Origin of the sequence: Nocardia sp. NPDC060259 (assembly GCF_042728775.1) — a bacterium.
Lineage (GTDB): Bacteria > Actinomycetota > Actinomycetes > Mycobacteriales > Mycobacteriaceae > Nocardia.
Map to the genome: position 1 here is coordinate 1 of NZ_JBHXAY010000080.1, position 16,587 is coordinate 16,587.

The window sequence follows — 16,587 nt, forward strand, 5'->3', positions numbered from 1 at the left end:
GTGAACAGGATCCACGCCGAATCGACGATGCCGGTGGACAACCAGCCGCTGCGGAGGCCGCCGGGTAGCAGATTGTCCACGGCCACCGCGATATCGGGAATGGCGACGGTCGCCGCGAGTGCGACGGCGGCGACCGCGACGACGATGGCCACGCGGGCGGTCGTCGCCGGCTTGACCAGCACGCGACCCACTCGCGCACCCGCGGCAACCCAGACCAGCAGGGCTGTCAACCAGAGTGTCATCCGAGTGCCTCATCGAATCGAAGGACCGAGACGCCTGCGCCCCGGTTGTTGAACACGCGCAGCCGGGTCATGAGCATGGCCGCGAAGGTCTCGGCCTCCCACTCGGCGAGGTCGTCGGCGCCGTCGTCGACGATCTGCGCGTGGGCGCGCTGGCTGAGCATGTAGGCGATCAGGTCGTCACTGACCTCGAGTGTGGTCTCCACCGCGGGCGCGCCCTCGTGGTCGAAGACGATGTGGCCCAGTTCGTGCGCGAGGGTGTGGTCGCGACTGGGTAGCGAGTCGGCCAGGACGATGATGTCGCGTTCCGGATAGAACCGGCGCTGACCACAGACGCCGGGGCCCAATTGCGCACTGGTGATCTCGATTTCGCGCTTCCGCTCGCGCGAGATCGCCGCGACGACCTCATCGAGGGTGGTCGCGTCGGAGTCGGCGGCGACCGCGCAGACCGCGTCCACCGCGGCGGCGACGCGGCGATAGGACCTGGAGGTGCTCTGGGTCTTGCTCTTGCTCATCGAAGATCCCCTCACGACCTCGGTCCGAAGAACTCGGCACGCGCCGCGTTCACCCGCGCTTGGGCTGCCGCGGCACCTTGGAAACTCACTGCGCCCGAGCCGGTACCGGCCAGGGCCAACGCGATCAGGCCGCCGATCACCGACAGCAGTTTCGGTTCGGGCAGGCCACTGTTGTCGCTGGTCGGCTTGAACGCGTGATTCGGTGCTGCCGCCGGGGCCTCCGCGGCCGCCGCGGGCGGTGCTGCGGGCGCCTCGACGGCGGGCGGTGCCGCAGCCGGAACAGGCTCTGCCACAGCGATATTCGGCACTGACGGCGCTGCGGGCGCGGGCGGAATCGCGATCGAGGGTAATGCGGGCGCTGCCGGGGCGGAGGGGATCGGGATCAGCAGCAAGAGCAGCGGCGAGGCCGAGCCCACCGCGGCGGAACCGACGGCAGCCGAGCCGACCGCGGCCGAACCCGTGCCCGCGGAACCGACGGCAGCGGAACCGATACCCGCTGAACCCACCGCGGCGGAACCGGTGCCGAGGACAGCGGAGCCAAGGCCGAGGGCAGCGGAACCGGTGCCTGCGGCGGCCGAACCGACCGCGGCCGAGCCGGTACCGAGTACTGCCGCCGCACCAGCCGAACCGGTGCCGAGCACCGCGGCCGCACCAGCCGAACCGGTCGCGAGGACGCCGGCGGCGCCTGCCGAACCCGTGCCGAGGACTGCCGCGATACCGGCTGAACCGGTACCGAGGATGGCGCCGACGCCGGCCGAACCGGTACCGAGCAGCAGGCCGAGACCCGCGGAGCCGGTGCCGAGGACAACGCCGGTGGCGGCCGACCCCGCGCCGGCGGCGGCCGAACCGGCGGCGGCGGAGCCCGAGGCGGAACCGGAGCCGTTGACTTCCTTCTTCGGAACGTCATACGTGGACTGGCCGGGGATGTTCAGCGGCTGCCACTCGCTGTCACCGGCGACGGGCGCACCGGCGGGCGGCTGGGGATCAGTGGGGGCCTGACCGTGGTTGCCCTGGCCGCCGTCACCGGAGCCGCTTGGCAGCCTCAGCTCGCCGAGCTTGCCGTTCTGACCGCCGTTCCCCTGACCGTTGTCATTCCCCTGTCCACTGCTTCCACTTCCGGGCGCCTGGGCGGCGGGAGTCGGTGGCTTTTCCGGTGCGGCGGCGGCGAGAGCAGGCCAGAGCAGAGCGGATCCGGCAAGCACGCTCGCTGCGGCAAGCACGCGCACGATGCGACCAACGGCCATGCGCTTGTCATCCCCTCATCCGTTCAGCGCAGCATTACCCCCGGTCGCGACACATTCCGGGATCGACGAACAGTAGCCCATGGTAAACCCACCGTTGCTTCCACGCAGGAGAGAGCAAGAGCCGTCCAGTCCCCTAAACGGGCGTGACATGCCAAAAGCGCAGGCCGGGGAGGTTTCCCCGGCCTGCGCTCCACATGTTTGCTATGCGCCGTACACCGGTTCCGGTGCGACGCTCTTCTCGATCAGTTCGGCCACGACCGGGCCGAGCTCCGCCGGATTCCAGCGGGCGCCGCGGTCGACCGGAGCACCGTGGCGCCAGCCCTGCGCGAGCGCCACCTTTCCGCCTTCCACCTCGAACATCCGGCCGGTCACCCCGGCCGACTCGGTGCTGCCGAGCCACACGACGAGCGGGGAGATGTTCTCCGGCGCCATCGCGTCGAAGCCGGAATCGGGGGCGGCCATGGTCTCGGCGAAGACCGTCTCGGTCATCCGGGTGCGGGCGGCGGGCGCGATCGCGTTCACCGTGACGCCGTAGCGGCCGAACTCGGCCGACGCGGTGAGGGTGAGACCGGCGATGCCCGCCTTGGCCGCGCCGTAGTTGCCCTGGCCGACGCTGCCCTGCAGACCGGCACCGGAGCTGGTGTTGATGACGCGGGCGTCGACCGGACGACCGGCCTTCGACTCACCGCGCCAGTACTCGGCCGCGTGCCGCATGGTGGCGAAGTGGCCCTTGAGGTGCACGCGGACCACCGCGTCCCACTCGTCCTCGCCCAGGTTGACCAGCATCCGGTCGCGCACGAAGCCGGCGTTGTTCACCAGTACGTCGAGGCCACCGAAGGTGTCGACGGCCTGGCGGATCAGGCGCCGGGCGCCTTCCCAGTCGGCGATGTCGTCGTAGTTGGCGACGGCCTCGCCACCGGCGGCGACGATCTCGTCGACGACCTGCTGGGCCGGGGTCTCGGTGGTCTCGGCGCCGTCGAGCGCGGTGCCGACATCGTTGACCACCACCCGCGCGCCCGCGGCGGCGAAGGCGAGCGCGTGCGCGCGGCCGATCCCCCGGCCGGCGCCGGTGACGATGACGGTGCGGCCCGCGCAGATCAACTGCTGGTCGTCCATATGAAGCTCCTGTGTCTTATCGGGGTCTAGTGGTTGGCGGTGGCGGCGTCCAGGAAGGCCGGGCGTTCGCCGCCGCCGTGGACGAGCAGGGTGGCGCCGCTGACGTGCGCGGCCAGGGGTGAGGCGAGGAAGAGCGCGGCGCTGCCGACGTCGGCGGGGCTGGCCAGCCTGCCCATCGGCACGGTCTTGGCGACCGCGGCCACACCGTCGGCGTCGCCGTAGTGCAGGTGGCTGAGCTCGGTCTCGACCGGGCCGACGACGACGGAGTTCAGGCGAACCTTGGGCGCCCATTCGACGGCCAGCGAAGAGGCCAGGTTGTCCAGGCCCGCCTTGGCCGCGCCGTAGGCGGCGGTGCCCGGCGAGGGCCGGTGCCCGCTGACGCTGGTGATCATCACGATCGAGCCGCCCGCGTCCTGCTTCTGCATCACCGCGTTGGCCTGCTGCGAGATCAGCAGGGGTGCGAGCAGATTCAGCTCCACGATTTTGGCGTGGAACTTCGGGCTCGCGGCATCGGCCATCGCGAACGGCGCGCCGCCCGCGTTGTTCACCACGTGGTCGATCCGGCCGTATCTGGCCAGGATCTCGGCGAACATCGCCGCCACCGCGTCGACGTCGCGGACATCGCAGGTGAGGTGTTCGGTGCTGCGCTCACCCACCGTGATCGGTTCGTCGGCGGGCCTGCGCGCGCAGGTCAGCACGGTCGCGCCCGCGGCGAGGAAGGCCCGGCTGATGCCGGCGCCGACGCCGCGCACGCCGCCCGTCACCAGAACGATCTGCTCGGAAAGGTCGATTTCTACAGCCACCGTGCTAACCTACCAAGCAATTGCTTGCTTTGTCTCGGGGTTCGCCCGAGTCGCGCACGATGGGACTTGCGATGGGGATAAACCGTCACACCGAAACCGAGGGCGTCGAAGTCGTCACAGTCGACTACCCGCCGGTCAACGCACTACCGTCCGACGGTTGGTTCGCCCTGGCCGACGCCATCCGGGAGGCGGGCCGTAATCCGGAGACCCGGGTGGTCGTGCTGCGGGCCGAGGGCCGTGGGTTCAACGCCGGCGTCGACATCAAGGAGATGAACGCCGATACCGGGCACACCGCGCTGATCCGCGCGAACCATGGTTGCTTCGAGGCCTTCGCGGCCGTCTACGACTGCCAGGTGCCCGTGGTCACCGCCGTCAACGGGTTCTGCCTGGGCGGCGGCATCGGGCTGGTCGGCAACTCCGATGTCATCATCGCCTCCGACGACGCCACCTTCGGCCTGCCCGAGGTGGACCGTGGCGCGCTCGGCGCGGCCACGCACCTGGCCCGGCTGGTCCCCCAGCATCTGATGCGGACCATGTTCTACACCGCGGGCAAGCTCACCGCCCAGCAGCTGCACCACTACGGCTCGGTGTACCAGGTGGTGCCGCGCGCCGAACTCGACGCCGCGGCCATGGAGGTCGCCAAGAACATCGCGAACAAGGACGGCCGCGTGATCCGGGCCGCCAAGCGCGCGCTCAACGGCATCGACGTGCAGGACGTGCACCGCTCCTACCGCTACGAGCAGGGCTTCACCATGGAGCTCAACCTCGCCGGTGTCGCCGACGAGATCAGGGCGCGTTTCGACGACGATCTCGCCGCGCAGAAGAAGGAGAAGTAGGCGCCATGCGCGACAAGAGAATGACGCTCGACGAGGTCGTCGGCGAGCTGCGCAGCGGCATGACCATCGGCATCGGTGGCTGGGGTTCCCGGCGCAAGCCGATGGCGCTGGTACGCGCGCTGCTGCGCTCGGATGTCACCGACCTGACCGTGGTCACCTACGGCGGTCCCGATCTGGGCCTGCTGTGCTCGGCGGGCAAGGTGCGCAAGGCGTACTACGGGTTCGTCTCGCTGGATTCGGCGCCCTTCTACGATCCGTGGTTCGCCAAGGCGCGCACCGAGGGCGCGATCACCGTGCGCGAGATGGACGAGGGCATGGTCAAGTGCGGTCTGCAGGCCGCCGCGGCCCGGCTGCCGTTCCTGCCGATCCGGGCGGGCCTCGGTTCGTCGGTGATCGACTTCTGGGAAGGCGAGCTGAAGACGGTCCAGTCGCCCTACCCGGCCGCCGACGGCAGGACCGAGACGCTGGTCGCCATGCCTGCGCTGAACCTCGACGCCTCCTTCGTGCACCTGGACCTGGCCGACAAGCACGGCAATGCCGCCTACACCGGCGTCGACCCGTACTTCGACGACCTGTACTGCCTGGCCGCCGAGCGGCGCTACGTCTCGGTGGATCGCCTGGTCGAGACCGAGGAGCTGGTGAAAGCCGTTCCGCAGCAGTCGATCATCCTCAACCGGATGCTGGTCGACGGTGTCGTCGAATCGCCCGGTGGCGCGCACTTCACCTTCTCCGGCAGTTACGGCCGCGACGAGAAGTTCCAGAAGCACTATGTGGCCGCCGCGGCGACGCCCGAGTCGTGGGCCGAGTTCAAGGCCCGCTATCTGGATGTCTCCGAGGACGAATACCAGTCCGCTGTCCACGCTTTCGCCGAGGAGCAGAAGCTATGAGCATTACTCGTGCTGAGGTCTGCGTCGTCGCCGCCGCGGAGATCTTCCGTGGGGCCGGTGAGATCATGGCGAGCCCGATGTCGACGGTCACCACCATCGGCGCCCGGCTGGCCCGGCTCACCTTCGAGCCCGATCTGCTGCTGTCCGACGGCGAGGCGCTGTTCTTCGCCGAGGTTCCGGCGATCGGCGCGAAGGCCCCTGTGGAGGGCTGGATTCCGTTCTCCAAGGTGTTCGATGTGGTCGCGTCGGGCCGTCGGCACGTGGTGATGGGCGCAAATCAGATCGACCGGTTCGGCAACCAGAACCTGTCGGCCTTCGGTCCGCTGCAGCAGCCGACCCGGCAGATGTTCGGTGTGCGCGGCGCGCCGGGCAACACCATCAACCACGCCACCAGCTACTTCGTGCCCCGGCACAACAAGCGGGTGTTCGTCGATCAGGTCGACATCATCTCCGGAATCGGTTACGACCGTATCGATCCCGAGAACCCGGCCTACCGCTTCCACCACCTGCACCGGGTGGTGACCAACCTGGGCGTTTTCGATTTCAACGGTCCCGACCACACCCTGCGCGCGCTGTCGCTGCATCCGGGTGTGAGCGCCGACGAGGTCGCCGAGAACACCTCCTTCGAGGTGGCCGAGCTCGGCACCGCGGGCGAGACCAGGCTGCCCACCGAGGAAGAGCTGCGGATCATCCGAACCGTGCTCGACCCCAAGGGTTTCCGGGAGAAGGAAGTGGCGGCATGAGTGCGCGCTTGCGGACTCCGCTGACCGAGCTGGTCGGGATCGAGCATCCGGTCGTGCAGACCGGGATGGGCTGGGTCGCCGGCCCGCGCCTGGTCGCGGCCACCGCCAACGCGGGCGGCCTCGGCATCCTGGCCTCGGCCACGATGACCTTCGAGGAGCTCGAGGCGGCGATCGCCAAGACCAAGTCGCTGACCGGCAAGCCGTTCGGCGTGAACATCCGCGCCGACGCCACCGATGCCACCGAGCGCATCGACCTGCTCATCCGTGAGCGGGTCAAGGTCGCGTCCTTCGCGCTCGCGCCCAAGAAGGACCTCATCGCCAAGCTCAAAGACGCGGGCGTGGTGGTGGTTCCGTCGATCGGCGCCGCCAAGCACGCGGTGAAGGTGGCCTCCTGGGGCGCCGACGCGGTGATCGTGCAGGGCGGCGAGGGCGGTGGGCACACCGGCCCGGTCGCCACCACCCTGCTGCTGCCGTCGGTGCTCGACGCCGTCGACATCCCGGTGATCGCGGCGGGCGGCTTCTTCGACGGTCGCGGCCTGGCCGCCGCGCTGTCCTACGGCGCGGCGGGCGTCGCCATGGGCACCCGCTTCCTGCTCACCCAGGAGAGCACCGTCCCGGAGGCCGTGAAGCAGGAGTACCTGGCGCGCGGCCTGCAGGACACGGTGGTCTCGGTGAAGGTCGACGGCATGCCGCACCGGATGCTGAACACCGAACTGGTCGAGAAGCTGGAGCACTCCGGCGGCTGGCGCGGCCTGTCCGCGGCGGTCGGCAATGCGGCCAAGTTCAAGTCCATGACCGGCATGAAGTGGTCGACGCTGATGCGTGACGGCCTGGCGATGCGCAAGACCAAGGACCTCAGCTGGTCCCAGGTCGTGATGGCGGCGAACTCGGCGATGCTGACCAAGGCCGGCCTCGTCGAGGGCCGCACGGACGCGGGCGTGCTGCCCGCCGGCCAGGTCACCGGCATCATCGACAGCCTGCCGACCGTGGCCGAGCTGATCGACGAGATCGTCACCGACGCCGTCGCCCGGATCGAGGCGATCTCGGCGCTGACCATCGAACCCGCCTCCGAGGCCCACTGACCGGAGCCACACCCGGCTCCCTCCACAAGCTCGCCCCGATCGACGGCCCAGAGCCAACCGTCGGTCCCATGGGGCGATCGAACACCGGACCCGGTGCCGCACTCACGAGGTGCGCATCGGGTCCGGTGCTCTTTTCGGGCCGATGTCGTCCGGGTCTCGCGGCCACGACACGCGCTCGAAGCCGCTGCCGACGGTGGCCGGTCGCCTAGAATTTGCCGGACATCGACATCGTGGCGGGAGGTCGCGTGGACGCCGGGAATCAGCGGCAGGTCCAGGCCGCACCGATGCCGGTATGCGCGATGATTGCCACGCCCGTCATCGCCCGCGCGCGTTCCCTCGCCGGCACCGATCCGGAGGAGTAGCGCGATGACAGCCTCGGAACAGACAGCGACGAAGAAGATGCCGTTGCTGACCTTGTCGGCGATGGTGGTCGGCTCCATGGTCGGTGCGGGCGTCTTCTCGCTACCGCGCAACTTCGGGCAGGCCACCGGCGGATTCGGCGCGATCATCGCCTGGGCGATCGCAGGCACCGGAATGCTGATGCTGGCGTTCGTCTTCCAGACGCTGGCCGTGCGCAAACCAGACCTCGACGCCGGTGTCTACGCCTACGCCAAGGCCGGCTTCGGTGAGTACCTCGGCTTCTTCTCCGCGTTCGGGTACTGGGCCAGCGCCTGTGTCGGCAATGTCAGCTACTGGGTGCTGATCAAGTCCACCCTCGGGCAGGTGCTGCCCATCTTCGGCGAGGGCAACACCGTTCCCGCGGTGCTGCTGTCGACGGTGTGCATCTGGGCGTTCCATTTCATGGTGCTGCGCGGGGTCCAGGAGGCCGCCGCCATCAACCAGATCGTCACCGTGGCCAAGCTGGTGCCGATCCTGGTGTTCATCGTGGTGCTGCTGTTCTTCTTCGACCCCGGTGTCTTCGCGGACAACTTCTGGGGCGGCGAGGCGTATTCCGAATCGCTGGTCGCACAGGTGCGTTCGACGATGCTGGTGACGGTCTTCGTGTTCCTCGGCATCGAGGGCGCGAGCGTGTATTCCAGGTACGCGCGCAAGCGCGAGGACATCGGCCGCGCCACCGTGCTCGGATTCCTCAGCGTGCTCGCCATTTTCGCGTCGGTGACCATGGTGTCGTTCGGCATCATGCCGCGTGCCGAACTCGCCGCGGCGCAACAACCGTCGATGTCGCCGGTGTTCGAATCCGCCGTCGGCACCTGGGGCGCCTGGTTCATCAGCATCGGACTGATCATCTCGGTCCTCGGCGCCTACCTGGCCTGGACACTGATGGCCGCCGAGGTGTTGTTCGTGGCGGCGAAGGACCGGGACATGCCGTCGTTCCTGACCCGGGTCAACAACGCCGAGGTACCGGTGGTGGCGCTGATCTTCACCAGCGTGCTTATCCAGATCGTGCTGATCACCACCCTGTTCTCGGACGACGCCTTCACCTTCACCCTCAAGCTGTGCAGTTCGCTGTCGCTGGTGCCATACCTGCTCGCCGCGGCCTACGCGCTCAAGCTCTCCTACACCAGGGAGACCTACGCGCAGATCGAACCGGACAACCGCACCAAAGAGCTCGTCATCGCCTTCGTCGCCACCTTCTACACCGCGTTCATGCTCGTCGCGGCCGGACTCGAATTCCTGCTGCTGTCGTGCATCATCTACGCGCCCGGCACCATCTTGTTCGCCCTGACCCGTCGCGAGGCGGGCAGGCGGGTCTTCTCGCCCTGGGAGGCGGTCCTGTTCGGTGCCGTCGCCCTCGGCGCCGTCGTCGGCATCGCCGGCCTGGCGACCGGAGCCATCTCGATCTGAGTCCGCCCGATCTGAGGAGCAGAAATGACCGGAACCCCCGCCACCGCGTTCGGCGTCCACTCCGAAGTCGGCACGCTGCGCAAAGTCCTGGTGTGCGCGCCCGGCCTGGCACACGAGCGGCTCACTCCGACCAATTGCGATGATCTGCTCTTCGACGATGTGCTGTGGGTGCAGAACGCCAAACGCGACCACTTCGACTTCATGACGAAGATGCGCGACCGCGGCGTCGAGGTGGTCGAGCTCCACAATCTGCTCGCCGAAACCCTCGCCGTGCCCGGCGCGAAGGACTGGATTCTCGATCGCAAGATCGTGGCCAACGAGGTCGGGCTCGGGCTGATCGACGGCACCAGGGCCTACCTGGACTCGGTGGACGACCGCACCCTGGCGACCTACCTTCTCGGCGGACTCGCGACCGCGGACCTGCCCGCCGAATTCCGTTCCGGTTACCTGGCTCTGGCGCGCGAGCAGACCGGTGTCCGCGAGTATCTGATGCCGCCGCTGCCGAACACTCTCTACACCCGCGACACCACCTGCTGGCTCTACGGCGGCGTCACGCTCAATCCGCTGTACTGGCCCGCCCGGCACGACGAGACCCTGCTGATGGGCGCGATCTACGCCTTCCATCCCGACTTCACCGGCGCGAAGGTCTGGTGGGGCGATCCCGAACAGGATTGGGGGCTGGCCACTTTCGAGGGCGGCGATGTGATGCCGGTCGGCAACGGGGTGGTCCTGATCGGGATGAGCGAACGGACGTCCCGGCAGGCGATCACCCAGGTCGCCGCGTCGCTGTTCGAGGCAGGTGCCGCCGAGCGGGTGATCGTGGCCGGAATGCCGAAGCTGCGCTCGGCGATGCATCTCGACACCGTGTTCACCTTCGCCGACCGCGACCTGGTCACGGTGTACCCCGACATCGTCTACGGCATCCACCCGTTCTCCCTGCGGCCCAGCGACCGCGCACCCGGCGTCGAGGTGATCGAGGAGACCGCACCGTTCCTCGATGTGGTGGCCGAATCGCTGAACCTGCCGAAGCTGCGGGTGGTGGAGACCGGCGGCGGCTACTACGCCAACGAACGACAGCAGTGGGACAGCGGCAACAACCTGGTCGCTGTCGAACCCGGTGTCGTCTTCGCCTACGACCGCAACACCCACACCAATTCGGCCCTGCGCAAGGAAGGCGTCGAGGTGATCAGCATCGTCGGCGCCGAACTGGGCCGCGGCCGCGGCGGCGGACACTGCATGACCTGCCCGCTGATCCGCGACGCCGTCGAGTTCTGAGCGGCCCGGGCGGGGGTGATCAGCGCGGGCGCACCTCGACACGGTTGTCGTGGAACACCGCGCCGCCGCCGTAGTCCGAATCTCGTTCGGCGATGGTCGCGTTGACGGTGGCGCCGTCGGTGAACTTGGCCCAGCGGCCCTTTGTCGTCGCGGCGACGCCCGGCCTGACCCGGTCCGATACCTCGGCCACCGCCTCGAATGCGCCGCGCGCGTTGGACACCAGCACCGCGGTACCGTCGATGATGTCGCGGGTGGCGGCATCGTCGGGGTGCAGGGTGATCGTGGAATCGCCTGCTCGGCGGCGCAATTCGGGGTTGCTGCCGAAAGAGGTGTTGAGGAAGTAGTGCGAGGCCGCAGAGATCAGCACCAGCCCGTCGCCCTGGTCGGCCGGTGGCGTGTAGTCCGGCAACGGATCGTGGCCGGCCAGTTCGGCTCGCGCGGAGACGAATTGGAGTTTGCCCGCCGGGACCGAACCGGGCTGGATCTTCAGGAATCCGTCGGCCCTGAGCCGGTCGAGGTCGTGGCCCTTCAGCAGCTGCCTGGCCAGTTCCTCGTCGGAGTCGTAGAGCGCGGGTTCGGTGAGGCCGAGGCGACGGGAGAGCCTGCGGAAAGTCTCGGTGGTGGACAGGCATTCGCCCGGCGGCTCGACGGCGGGCTCGTTCCAGACCAGGTAGAGGTGACCGTAGCCGGCGATGACATCGAGGTGTTCGGGCTGCATCGTGGCGGGTAGGACGATGTCGGCGTAGTCGACGGTGTCGGTGGCGAAATGCTCGAGCACCACGGTGAACAGGTCGTCGCGGGAGAGGCCTTCGATCACCCTGCGCTGGTCGGGGTTCGAGCCGACGGGGTTGGCCCCGATCACGAACAGCGCCTTGACCGGCGGATCCTCGGTCTCGAGCAGGGCTTCGCCGAGACGGGTCATCGACAGCGTGCGGACCGGGTGCGGCAGGAGATCGTCGCGGACCAGCGCCGCGTCGTCGAGCCGGAAGTGACCACTCGTCGAATAGTGCAGTCCTCCACCGGGAATCGCCCAGTCGCCGGTGACGCCCGGCAGGCAGGCGAGTACCCGCAGCGCCATTCCGCCGCCCGCATGGCGCTGCATGCCCTGGGAGGCGCGGATCGCGGTCGGCCTGGTGCGAGCGATCCGCTCACCGAGCGCGACGATCCGCTCCCGCGGTACGCCGGTGATCGCGGCGGTGCGCTCCGGGGTGAATTCCGTGACGCGGTCGCGGAATTCGGGCCAGCCCTCGGTGTGCTCGGCGATGAACCGCTCGTCCTGCGCGCCGAGCGAGACGATGACATGCAGCAGACCGAGTGCCAGCGCGGCGTCGGTGCCGGGCAGCGGGGCGATGTGCTCGTCGCAGCGTTCGGAGGTCTTGGTGCGCACCGGGTCGATCGAGACCAGGTAGGCGCCGCTGTCCTGCACGAATTTCCACAGGTGGTGCCCGGAGGTGAGCGGGTTGGTGCCCCACAGCAGGATCAGTTCCGACTTCGCGAAATCCTCGGGATCCATGCCACCGGAGGTGCCGAGCGTGTAGCGCAGGCCGGTGCCGCCCGCGACCGAGCAGATCGTCGCCGCGTGGTGGGAGGCGCCGAGCACGTTGAACATCCGGCGGCCCGGATAGCCCTCCAGGCCCTGGAGGTAACCGAGGCTGCCGGTGCCGTGGAACGGCCAGATCGCCTCGGCGCCGAACTCGTCGATGATGCCGGTGAGCCGGGTGGCGATCTCGTCGAGCGCCTCGTCCCAGCTGATCCGTTCGAATCGGCCGGAGCCCTTCGGCCCGACCCGGCGCAGCGGATAACGCAGCCGGTCCGGTGACCCGAGCTGCTCGAGATACCGATTCACCTTGACGCACAGCGCGCCACGGGTCACCGGATGGTCCTTGTTGCCCCGCAGCCCGGTGGCTTTCCCGTCCTCGACGGTCACCACCCACGAGCACGCGTCGGGGCAGTCGAGCGGGCACGCGCCGAGCACCTTCACCCGGTCCATCGTAGGCGCGGATGGCGCGTGCGCTAGGACCACTCCCATGCTCGGTAGAGCCCGGCGTAAACGTGCAAAACGGTGCGATGCAGTCAGATTTCTGACTGAGCGACGCCCGATCGCACGTTTACGCCGGTTCGTTCTACGCGTCCAGCCGCTCGATGATGGTCACGTTCGCCGTGCCGCCACCCTCGCAGATGGTGAGCAGACCGTAGCGACCGTTCACCCGCTCGAGTTCGTGCAGCAGGGTCGCGAACAGCTTGGCGCCGGTAGCGCCGAGCGGGTGACCCAGTGCGATCGCGCCACCGTTGACGTTCACCTTCGCCGGATCGGCGCCGATCTCCTTGATCCAGGCCAGCACCACCGGCGCGAAGGCCTCGTTGATCTCGATGACGTCGATGTCGTCGATGGTCAGGCCGGTCTTCTCCAGCGCCCACTGCGTCGCCGGGATCGGCGCGCTCAGCATGAAGATCGGGTCGGCGCCACGCGCGCTGACGTGATGGATGCGGGCACGCGGGGTCAGGCCGTATTCCTGCACCGCCCACTCGGAGGCGAGCAGGGTGGCGCTGGCGCCGTCGGAGATCTGGCTGGCGACCGCGGCGGTCAGCGGGCTGCCCTCGCCGAGCGGCTGCAGGCTCGCCATCTTCTCCAGGCTGGTCTCGCGCGGGCCCTGGTCGACGGTGAAGTCACCGACCGGCACGATCTCGGCCTCGAAGCGGCCCTCGGCGATGGCGGCGCGGGCGCGTTCGTGGCTGCGCAGCGCCCAGTGCTCCATGTCCTCGCGGGTGATGCCCCACTTCTCGGCGATCAGCTCGGCGCCGCGGAACTGCGAGACCTCGCCGGTGCCGTAGCGGGAATCCCAGCCGGTGGCACCGACGAACGGCGACTCGAAGCCGTACTCCTTGCCCGCGAGCATGGCCGCGGAGATCGGGATGGCGCTCATGTTCTGCACGCCGCCGGCGACGACGACCTCGGCCGTGCCGCTCATGATGGCCTGGGCGGCGAAGTTGATCGCCTGCTGGCTGGAACCGCACTGCCGGTCGACGGTGACGCCGGGAACCTCTTCGGGGAAACCGGCGGTCAGCCACATGGTGCGGCCGATATTGCCCGCCTGCGGGCCGATGTTGTCGACACAGCCGACGATCACGTCGTCGACGACGGCCGGATCGATGCCGGTGCGCTCGATCAGGCCGCGCAGGGCGGCGGCGCCGAGGTCGGCGGGGTGCACGCCGGCCAGCGCGCCATTGCGCTTGCCGACCGCGGTACGCACCGCATCGATCACATAGGCCTGCCGCAGCGGGGTGTACGGGCGGCGCTCGGCGGGTGCGGTCATGGGGAACTCCTACTTCGGACTGCTCCCGGGCACGGTGAGCCCGTCGAGCACGATGGTCAGATATTGCTGGGCAAGGCTTTGCACGGTGATCGGGCCACCGGGGGTGTACCAGCGGACCGCGACCCACACGGTGTCGCGCAGGAAGCGGAACGCCAGTTCCACGTCGAGTTCGGGCCGGAAGCTGCCGTCGGCCACGCCCGCGGTGAGGACCTTGTGCCACAGGTCGCGGAACTCGGTGTTGAAGTCGCGGATGTAGCCGAAACGTTCGACATCGCGCAGGTTCTTGGCCTCGGCCTGGTAGATGGCGACCGCGGCGTGATGCCGGTCGAAGGCCTCGTAGGAGGCGATCACCAGGGCTTCCAGGGTCTCTCGCGAGCTGAGCCCGGCGGCCGCGATCTCGCGATAGCGGCCGAACAGGTCGTCGAGGAAGCCGCGCAGGATCTCGTCGACCATCGACTCCTTGGAGTCGAAGTGGTGGTAGAGGCTGCCGGAGAGGATCCCCGCCGAGTCGGCGATGTCACGCACGGTGGTGGCACGCAGTCCACGTTCGGCGAACAGGTTCGCGGCGAGATCGAGGAGTTCGTCGCGGCGAGTACGTTTCACGGTGTCGGATGCGGTCACAACGTCATCCTAAGGCCAAGCATTTGCTTGGTTTCCGGAAACTCCGCACTCTCGCGCCCGCTCATCATGCGCGCTGACTGCTCACCGAGACCACCTCACCGGTCAGGTACGAGGTGTAGTCACTGGCCAGCATGGCGATCGTCGCCGCTACTTCCCAAGGCTCGGCGGCCCGGCCGAAGGCTTCGCGTTCGCTGAGCGCGTCGAGCAGCTCCGAGGAACTGACCTTGTCCAGGAACGGATGACGCGCGATGCTCGGCGCGACGGCGTTGATCCGCACCCCGAACTCGGCGGCTTCCACCGCGCTGCACCTGGTCAGCGCCATCACGCCCGCCTTGGCCGCGGCGTAGTGCGCCTGGCCGTGCTGGGCGCGCCAGCCGAGGACGCTGGCGTTGTTGACGATCACGCCGCCGTGGCCCGCCGACCGGAAGTAACCGAGCGCGGCACGGGTGCAGCGGAAGGTGCCGGTCAGGGTGATGTCGAGGACCTGATCCCACTGCTCGTCGGTCATGTCCACCACGGGCGTCTCGCCACCGAGGCCCGCGTTGTTGACCATGACATCGATCCGGCCGAGTTCGGCGGCGGCATCGGTGAGCAGCTGGTTGACCTGCGCGGTGTCGCGGACATCGCAGACCACCGCGCCGACCTTGCGCTCGGGGAACTCCTTGGCCAGCAGCTCGGCGGTCTCGGTGAGCCTGCGCTCGTGCCAGTCGGAGACGACGACGTCAGCGCCCTCTTCCAGCAGCCTGCGCGCGGTGGCCGAGCCGATGCCGGTGCCCGCCGCGGCGGTGATGACGGCCTTGCGGCCCGTCAGCAGGCCGTGGCCGGGGATGGACGGGGGCGGGACGGAGAGCGGGCCGGTCACGGGCGGGCCTCCCGCGGCAGGCCGAGCACACGCTCGGCGATGATGTTGCGCTGCACTTCGTTCGAACCTCCATAGATCGTGTCGGCACGGCTGAACAGGTACAGCCGCTGCCATGCGGTCATGTCTGGGTTGTCTTCGGGACCGAGGACCAGCCCGGCGGCGCCCTGCACCGCCATGGCGAGTTCGCCGAGTCCGCGATGCCAGTTACCCCACAACAACTTCGAGACCGACGCGCCACCGGCATCGTCGACGTCCTCGCTCATGGTCCGCAGCGCGTGCGCGCGCAGGACCCGCAGGCCGACCCAGGCGTTGTCGATGCGCTCGGCGATCAGCGGGTCGTCGGCCGCGCCGGTCCGCCGGGCCAGCGCCTCGATATCGGCGAGTTCGCGGGCGAAGCGGATCTGCTGGCCGAGCGTGGAGATGCCACGCTCGAAGGTCAGGGTGCCCATGGCGATGCGCCAGCCGTCGCCCGGCTCGCCGACGACCAGGCCCGCCTCGGTGACGGCGTCGTCGAAGAACACCTCGTTGAATTCGGAGGTGCCGGTGAGCTGTTCGATCGGGCGCACCTCGATGCCCGGCTGATTCATCGGCACCAGCAGGTAGGACAGGCCCTTGTGCCTGCTCGACCCCTTCTCGGTGCGCGCGATGACGAAGCACCAGTCGGCGACGTGCGCGAGCGAGGTCCAGATCTTCTGGCCGTTGATCACCCAGCGGTCGCCGTCCAGGCGCGCGGTGGTGCTCACCGCGGCGAGGTCCGAACCCGCGCCGGGCTCGGAGTAGCCCTGGCACCACAGCTCGCTCACCGAGCGCACGCCCGGCAGGAAGCGCTTCTTCTGTTCGTCGGTACCGAAGGCAAGCAACGTCGGGCCGAGCAGTTCCTCACCCACGTGCGAGACCCGCGCCGGCGCGTCGGCCTTCGCGTACTCCTCGTGGAAGATGACCTGCTGGCGCACGCTGGCACCGCGGCCGCCGTATTCGACCGGCCAGCCGAGGCAGGTCCAGCCCGCCGCGGCGAGGTGCCGGTCCCAGGCAAGCCGCTCTTCGAAGAACTCGTGCTCGCGCCCCGGCCCGCCGGTGCCACGCAGGTCACGGAACTCCCCGGCCAGGTTTTCGGCCAGCCAGTCGCGTATTTCCGCGCAAAACTCCGCGTCGGAGGTCGCGGTATCGGAATCTGAGGTCTGGATCACGCCCACGTCGGTAGGATAACCTACCAAGCACTTGCTTTGTTAGCCGATTGGTGAGGA

15 protein-coding genes and 1 pseudogene are annotated in these 16,587 nt (G+C 68.8%); 6 read left to right on the plus strand and 10 right to left on the minus strand.

Annotation, left to right across the window (positions count from 1 at the left end; genetic code table 11):
• The 5 genes and pseudogenes from ACFWF2_RS24515 to ACFWF2_RS24535 form a co-directional block, all read right to left on the minus strand.
• Positions 1-242: pseudogene (locus ACFWF2_RS24515) on the minus strand (hypothetical protein); the annotation flags it as partial.
• Positions 239-754, minus strand: a complete 516-nt coding sequence (locus ACFWF2_RS24520) for an ImmA/IrrE family metallo-endopeptidase (RefSeq protein ID WP_379309787.1) — start codon at positions 752-754, stop codon at positions 239-241. The gene ACFWF2_RS24520 and the pseudogene ACFWF2_RS24515, both read right to left, overlap by 4 nt.
• Positions 755-765: 11 nt before the next feature.
• Positions 766-1,998: a hypothetical protein gene (locus ACFWF2_RS24525; RefSeq protein WP_379309788.1), complete on the minus strand. Its 1,233-nt coding sequence runs from the start codon at positions 1,996-1,998 to the stop codon at positions 766-768.
• A 201-nt stretch (positions 1,999-2,199) separates the two neighbouring features.
• Positions 2,200-3,114, minus strand: a complete 915-nt coding sequence (locus ACFWF2_RS24530) for an SDR family oxidoreductase (RefSeq protein WP_379309789.1) — start codon at positions 3,112-3,114, stop codon at positions 2,200-2,202.
• 26 nt (positions 3,115-3,140) lie between these two features.
• Positions 3,141-3,917 (minus strand): SDR family oxidoreductase, encoded by a 777-nt coding sequence (locus ACFWF2_RS24535; RefSeq protein WP_379309790.1) that lies wholly within the window; start codon positions 3,915-3,917, stop codon positions 3,141-3,143.
• Positions 3,918-3,988: 71 nt separating this feature from the next.
• Between ACFWF2_RS24535 and ACFWF2_RS24540 the strand changes: the two genes are divergently transcribed.
• The 6 genes from ACFWF2_RS24540 to ACFWF2_RS24565 all read left to right on the plus strand — a co-directional run bounded on the left by ACFWF2_RS24540 (position 3,989) and on the right by ACFWF2_RS24565 (position 10,546).
• The gene (locus ACFWF2_RS24540) at positions 3,989-4,753 is read left to right on the plus strand and encodes an enoyl-CoA hydratase family protein (protein ID WP_378846455.1); all 765 of its coding nucleotides are present in this window, start codon (positions 3,989-3,991) and stop codon (positions 4,751-4,753) included.
• 5 nt (positions 4,754-4,758) lie between these two features.
• A complete protein-coding gene (locus ACFWF2_RS24545) occupies positions 4,759-5,640 on the plus strand; it encodes a CoA transferase subunit A (RefSeq protein ID WP_379309791.1) in 882 nt (293 codons plus the stop codon).
• Entirely contained in the window at positions 5,637-6,383 is a 747-nt protein-coding gene (locus ACFWF2_RS24550) for a CoA-transferase subunit beta (protein ID WP_379309792.1), read from the plus strand. The genes ACFWF2_RS24545 and ACFWF2_RS24550 overlap by 4 nt, the downstream gene beginning before the upstream one ends.
• Positions 6,380-7,465, plus strand: a complete 1,086-nt coding sequence (locus ACFWF2_RS24555) for an NAD(P)H-dependent flavin oxidoreductase (protein ID WP_379309793.1) — start codon at positions 6,380-6,382, stop codon at positions 7,463-7,465. The genes ACFWF2_RS24550 and ACFWF2_RS24555 overlap by 4 nt, the downstream gene beginning before the upstream one ends.
• Positions 7,466-7,831: 366 nt before the next feature.
• Complete coding sequence (locus ACFWF2_RS24560) at positions 7,832-9,271, plus strand: basic amino acid/polyamine antiporter (protein WP_379309794.1); 1,440 nt, start codon at positions 7,832-7,834, stop codon at positions 9,269-9,271.
• Between the two features lie 24 nt (positions 9,272-9,295).
• Complete coding sequence (locus ACFWF2_RS24565) at positions 9,296-10,546, plus strand: arginine deiminase (protein ID WP_379309795.1); 1,251 nt, start codon at positions 9,296-9,298, stop codon at positions 10,544-10,546.
• 19 nt (positions 10,547-10,565) lie between these two features.
• On the opposite strand, the gene ACFWF2_RS24570 is transcribed toward ACFWF2_RS24565, so the two are convergent.
• From ACFWF2_RS24570 to ACFWF2_RS24590, 5 genes are all read right to left on the minus strand, one after another.
• Positions 10,566-12,536 (minus strand): molybdopterin-dependent oxidoreductase, encoded by a 1,971-nt coding sequence (locus ACFWF2_RS24570; RefSeq protein ID WP_379309796.1) that lies wholly within the window; start codon positions 12,534-12,536, stop codon positions 10,566-10,568.
• A 133-nt stretch (positions 12,537-12,669) separates the two neighbouring features.
• Entirely contained in the window at positions 12,670-13,860 is a 1,191-nt protein-coding gene (locus ACFWF2_RS24575; RefSeq protein ID WP_379309797.1) for an acetyl-CoA C-acetyltransferase, read from the minus strand.
• Between the two features lie 9 nt (positions 13,861-13,869).
• Positions 13,870-14,481: a TetR/AcrR family transcriptional regulator gene (locus ACFWF2_RS24580; protein ID WP_379309798.1), complete on the minus strand. Its 612-nt coding sequence runs from the start codon at positions 14,479-14,481 to the stop codon at positions 13,870-13,872.
• Between the two features lie 64 nt (positions 14,482-14,545).
• On the minus strand, positions 14,546-15,343 hold the full coding sequence (locus ACFWF2_RS24585) for an SDR family oxidoreductase (RefSeq protein WP_365010086.1): 798 nt from the start codon (positions 15,341-15,343) through the stop codon (positions 14,546-14,548).
• The gene (locus ACFWF2_RS24590) at positions 15,340-16,536 is read right to left on the minus strand and encodes an acyl-CoA dehydrogenase family protein (RefSeq protein ID WP_379309799.1); all 1,197 of its coding nucleotides are present in this window, start codon (positions 16,534-16,536) and stop codon (positions 15,340-15,342) included. The genes ACFWF2_RS24585 and ACFWF2_RS24590 overlap by 4 nt, the downstream gene beginning before the upstream one ends.
• Positions 16,537-16,587: the final 51 nt, after the last annotated feature.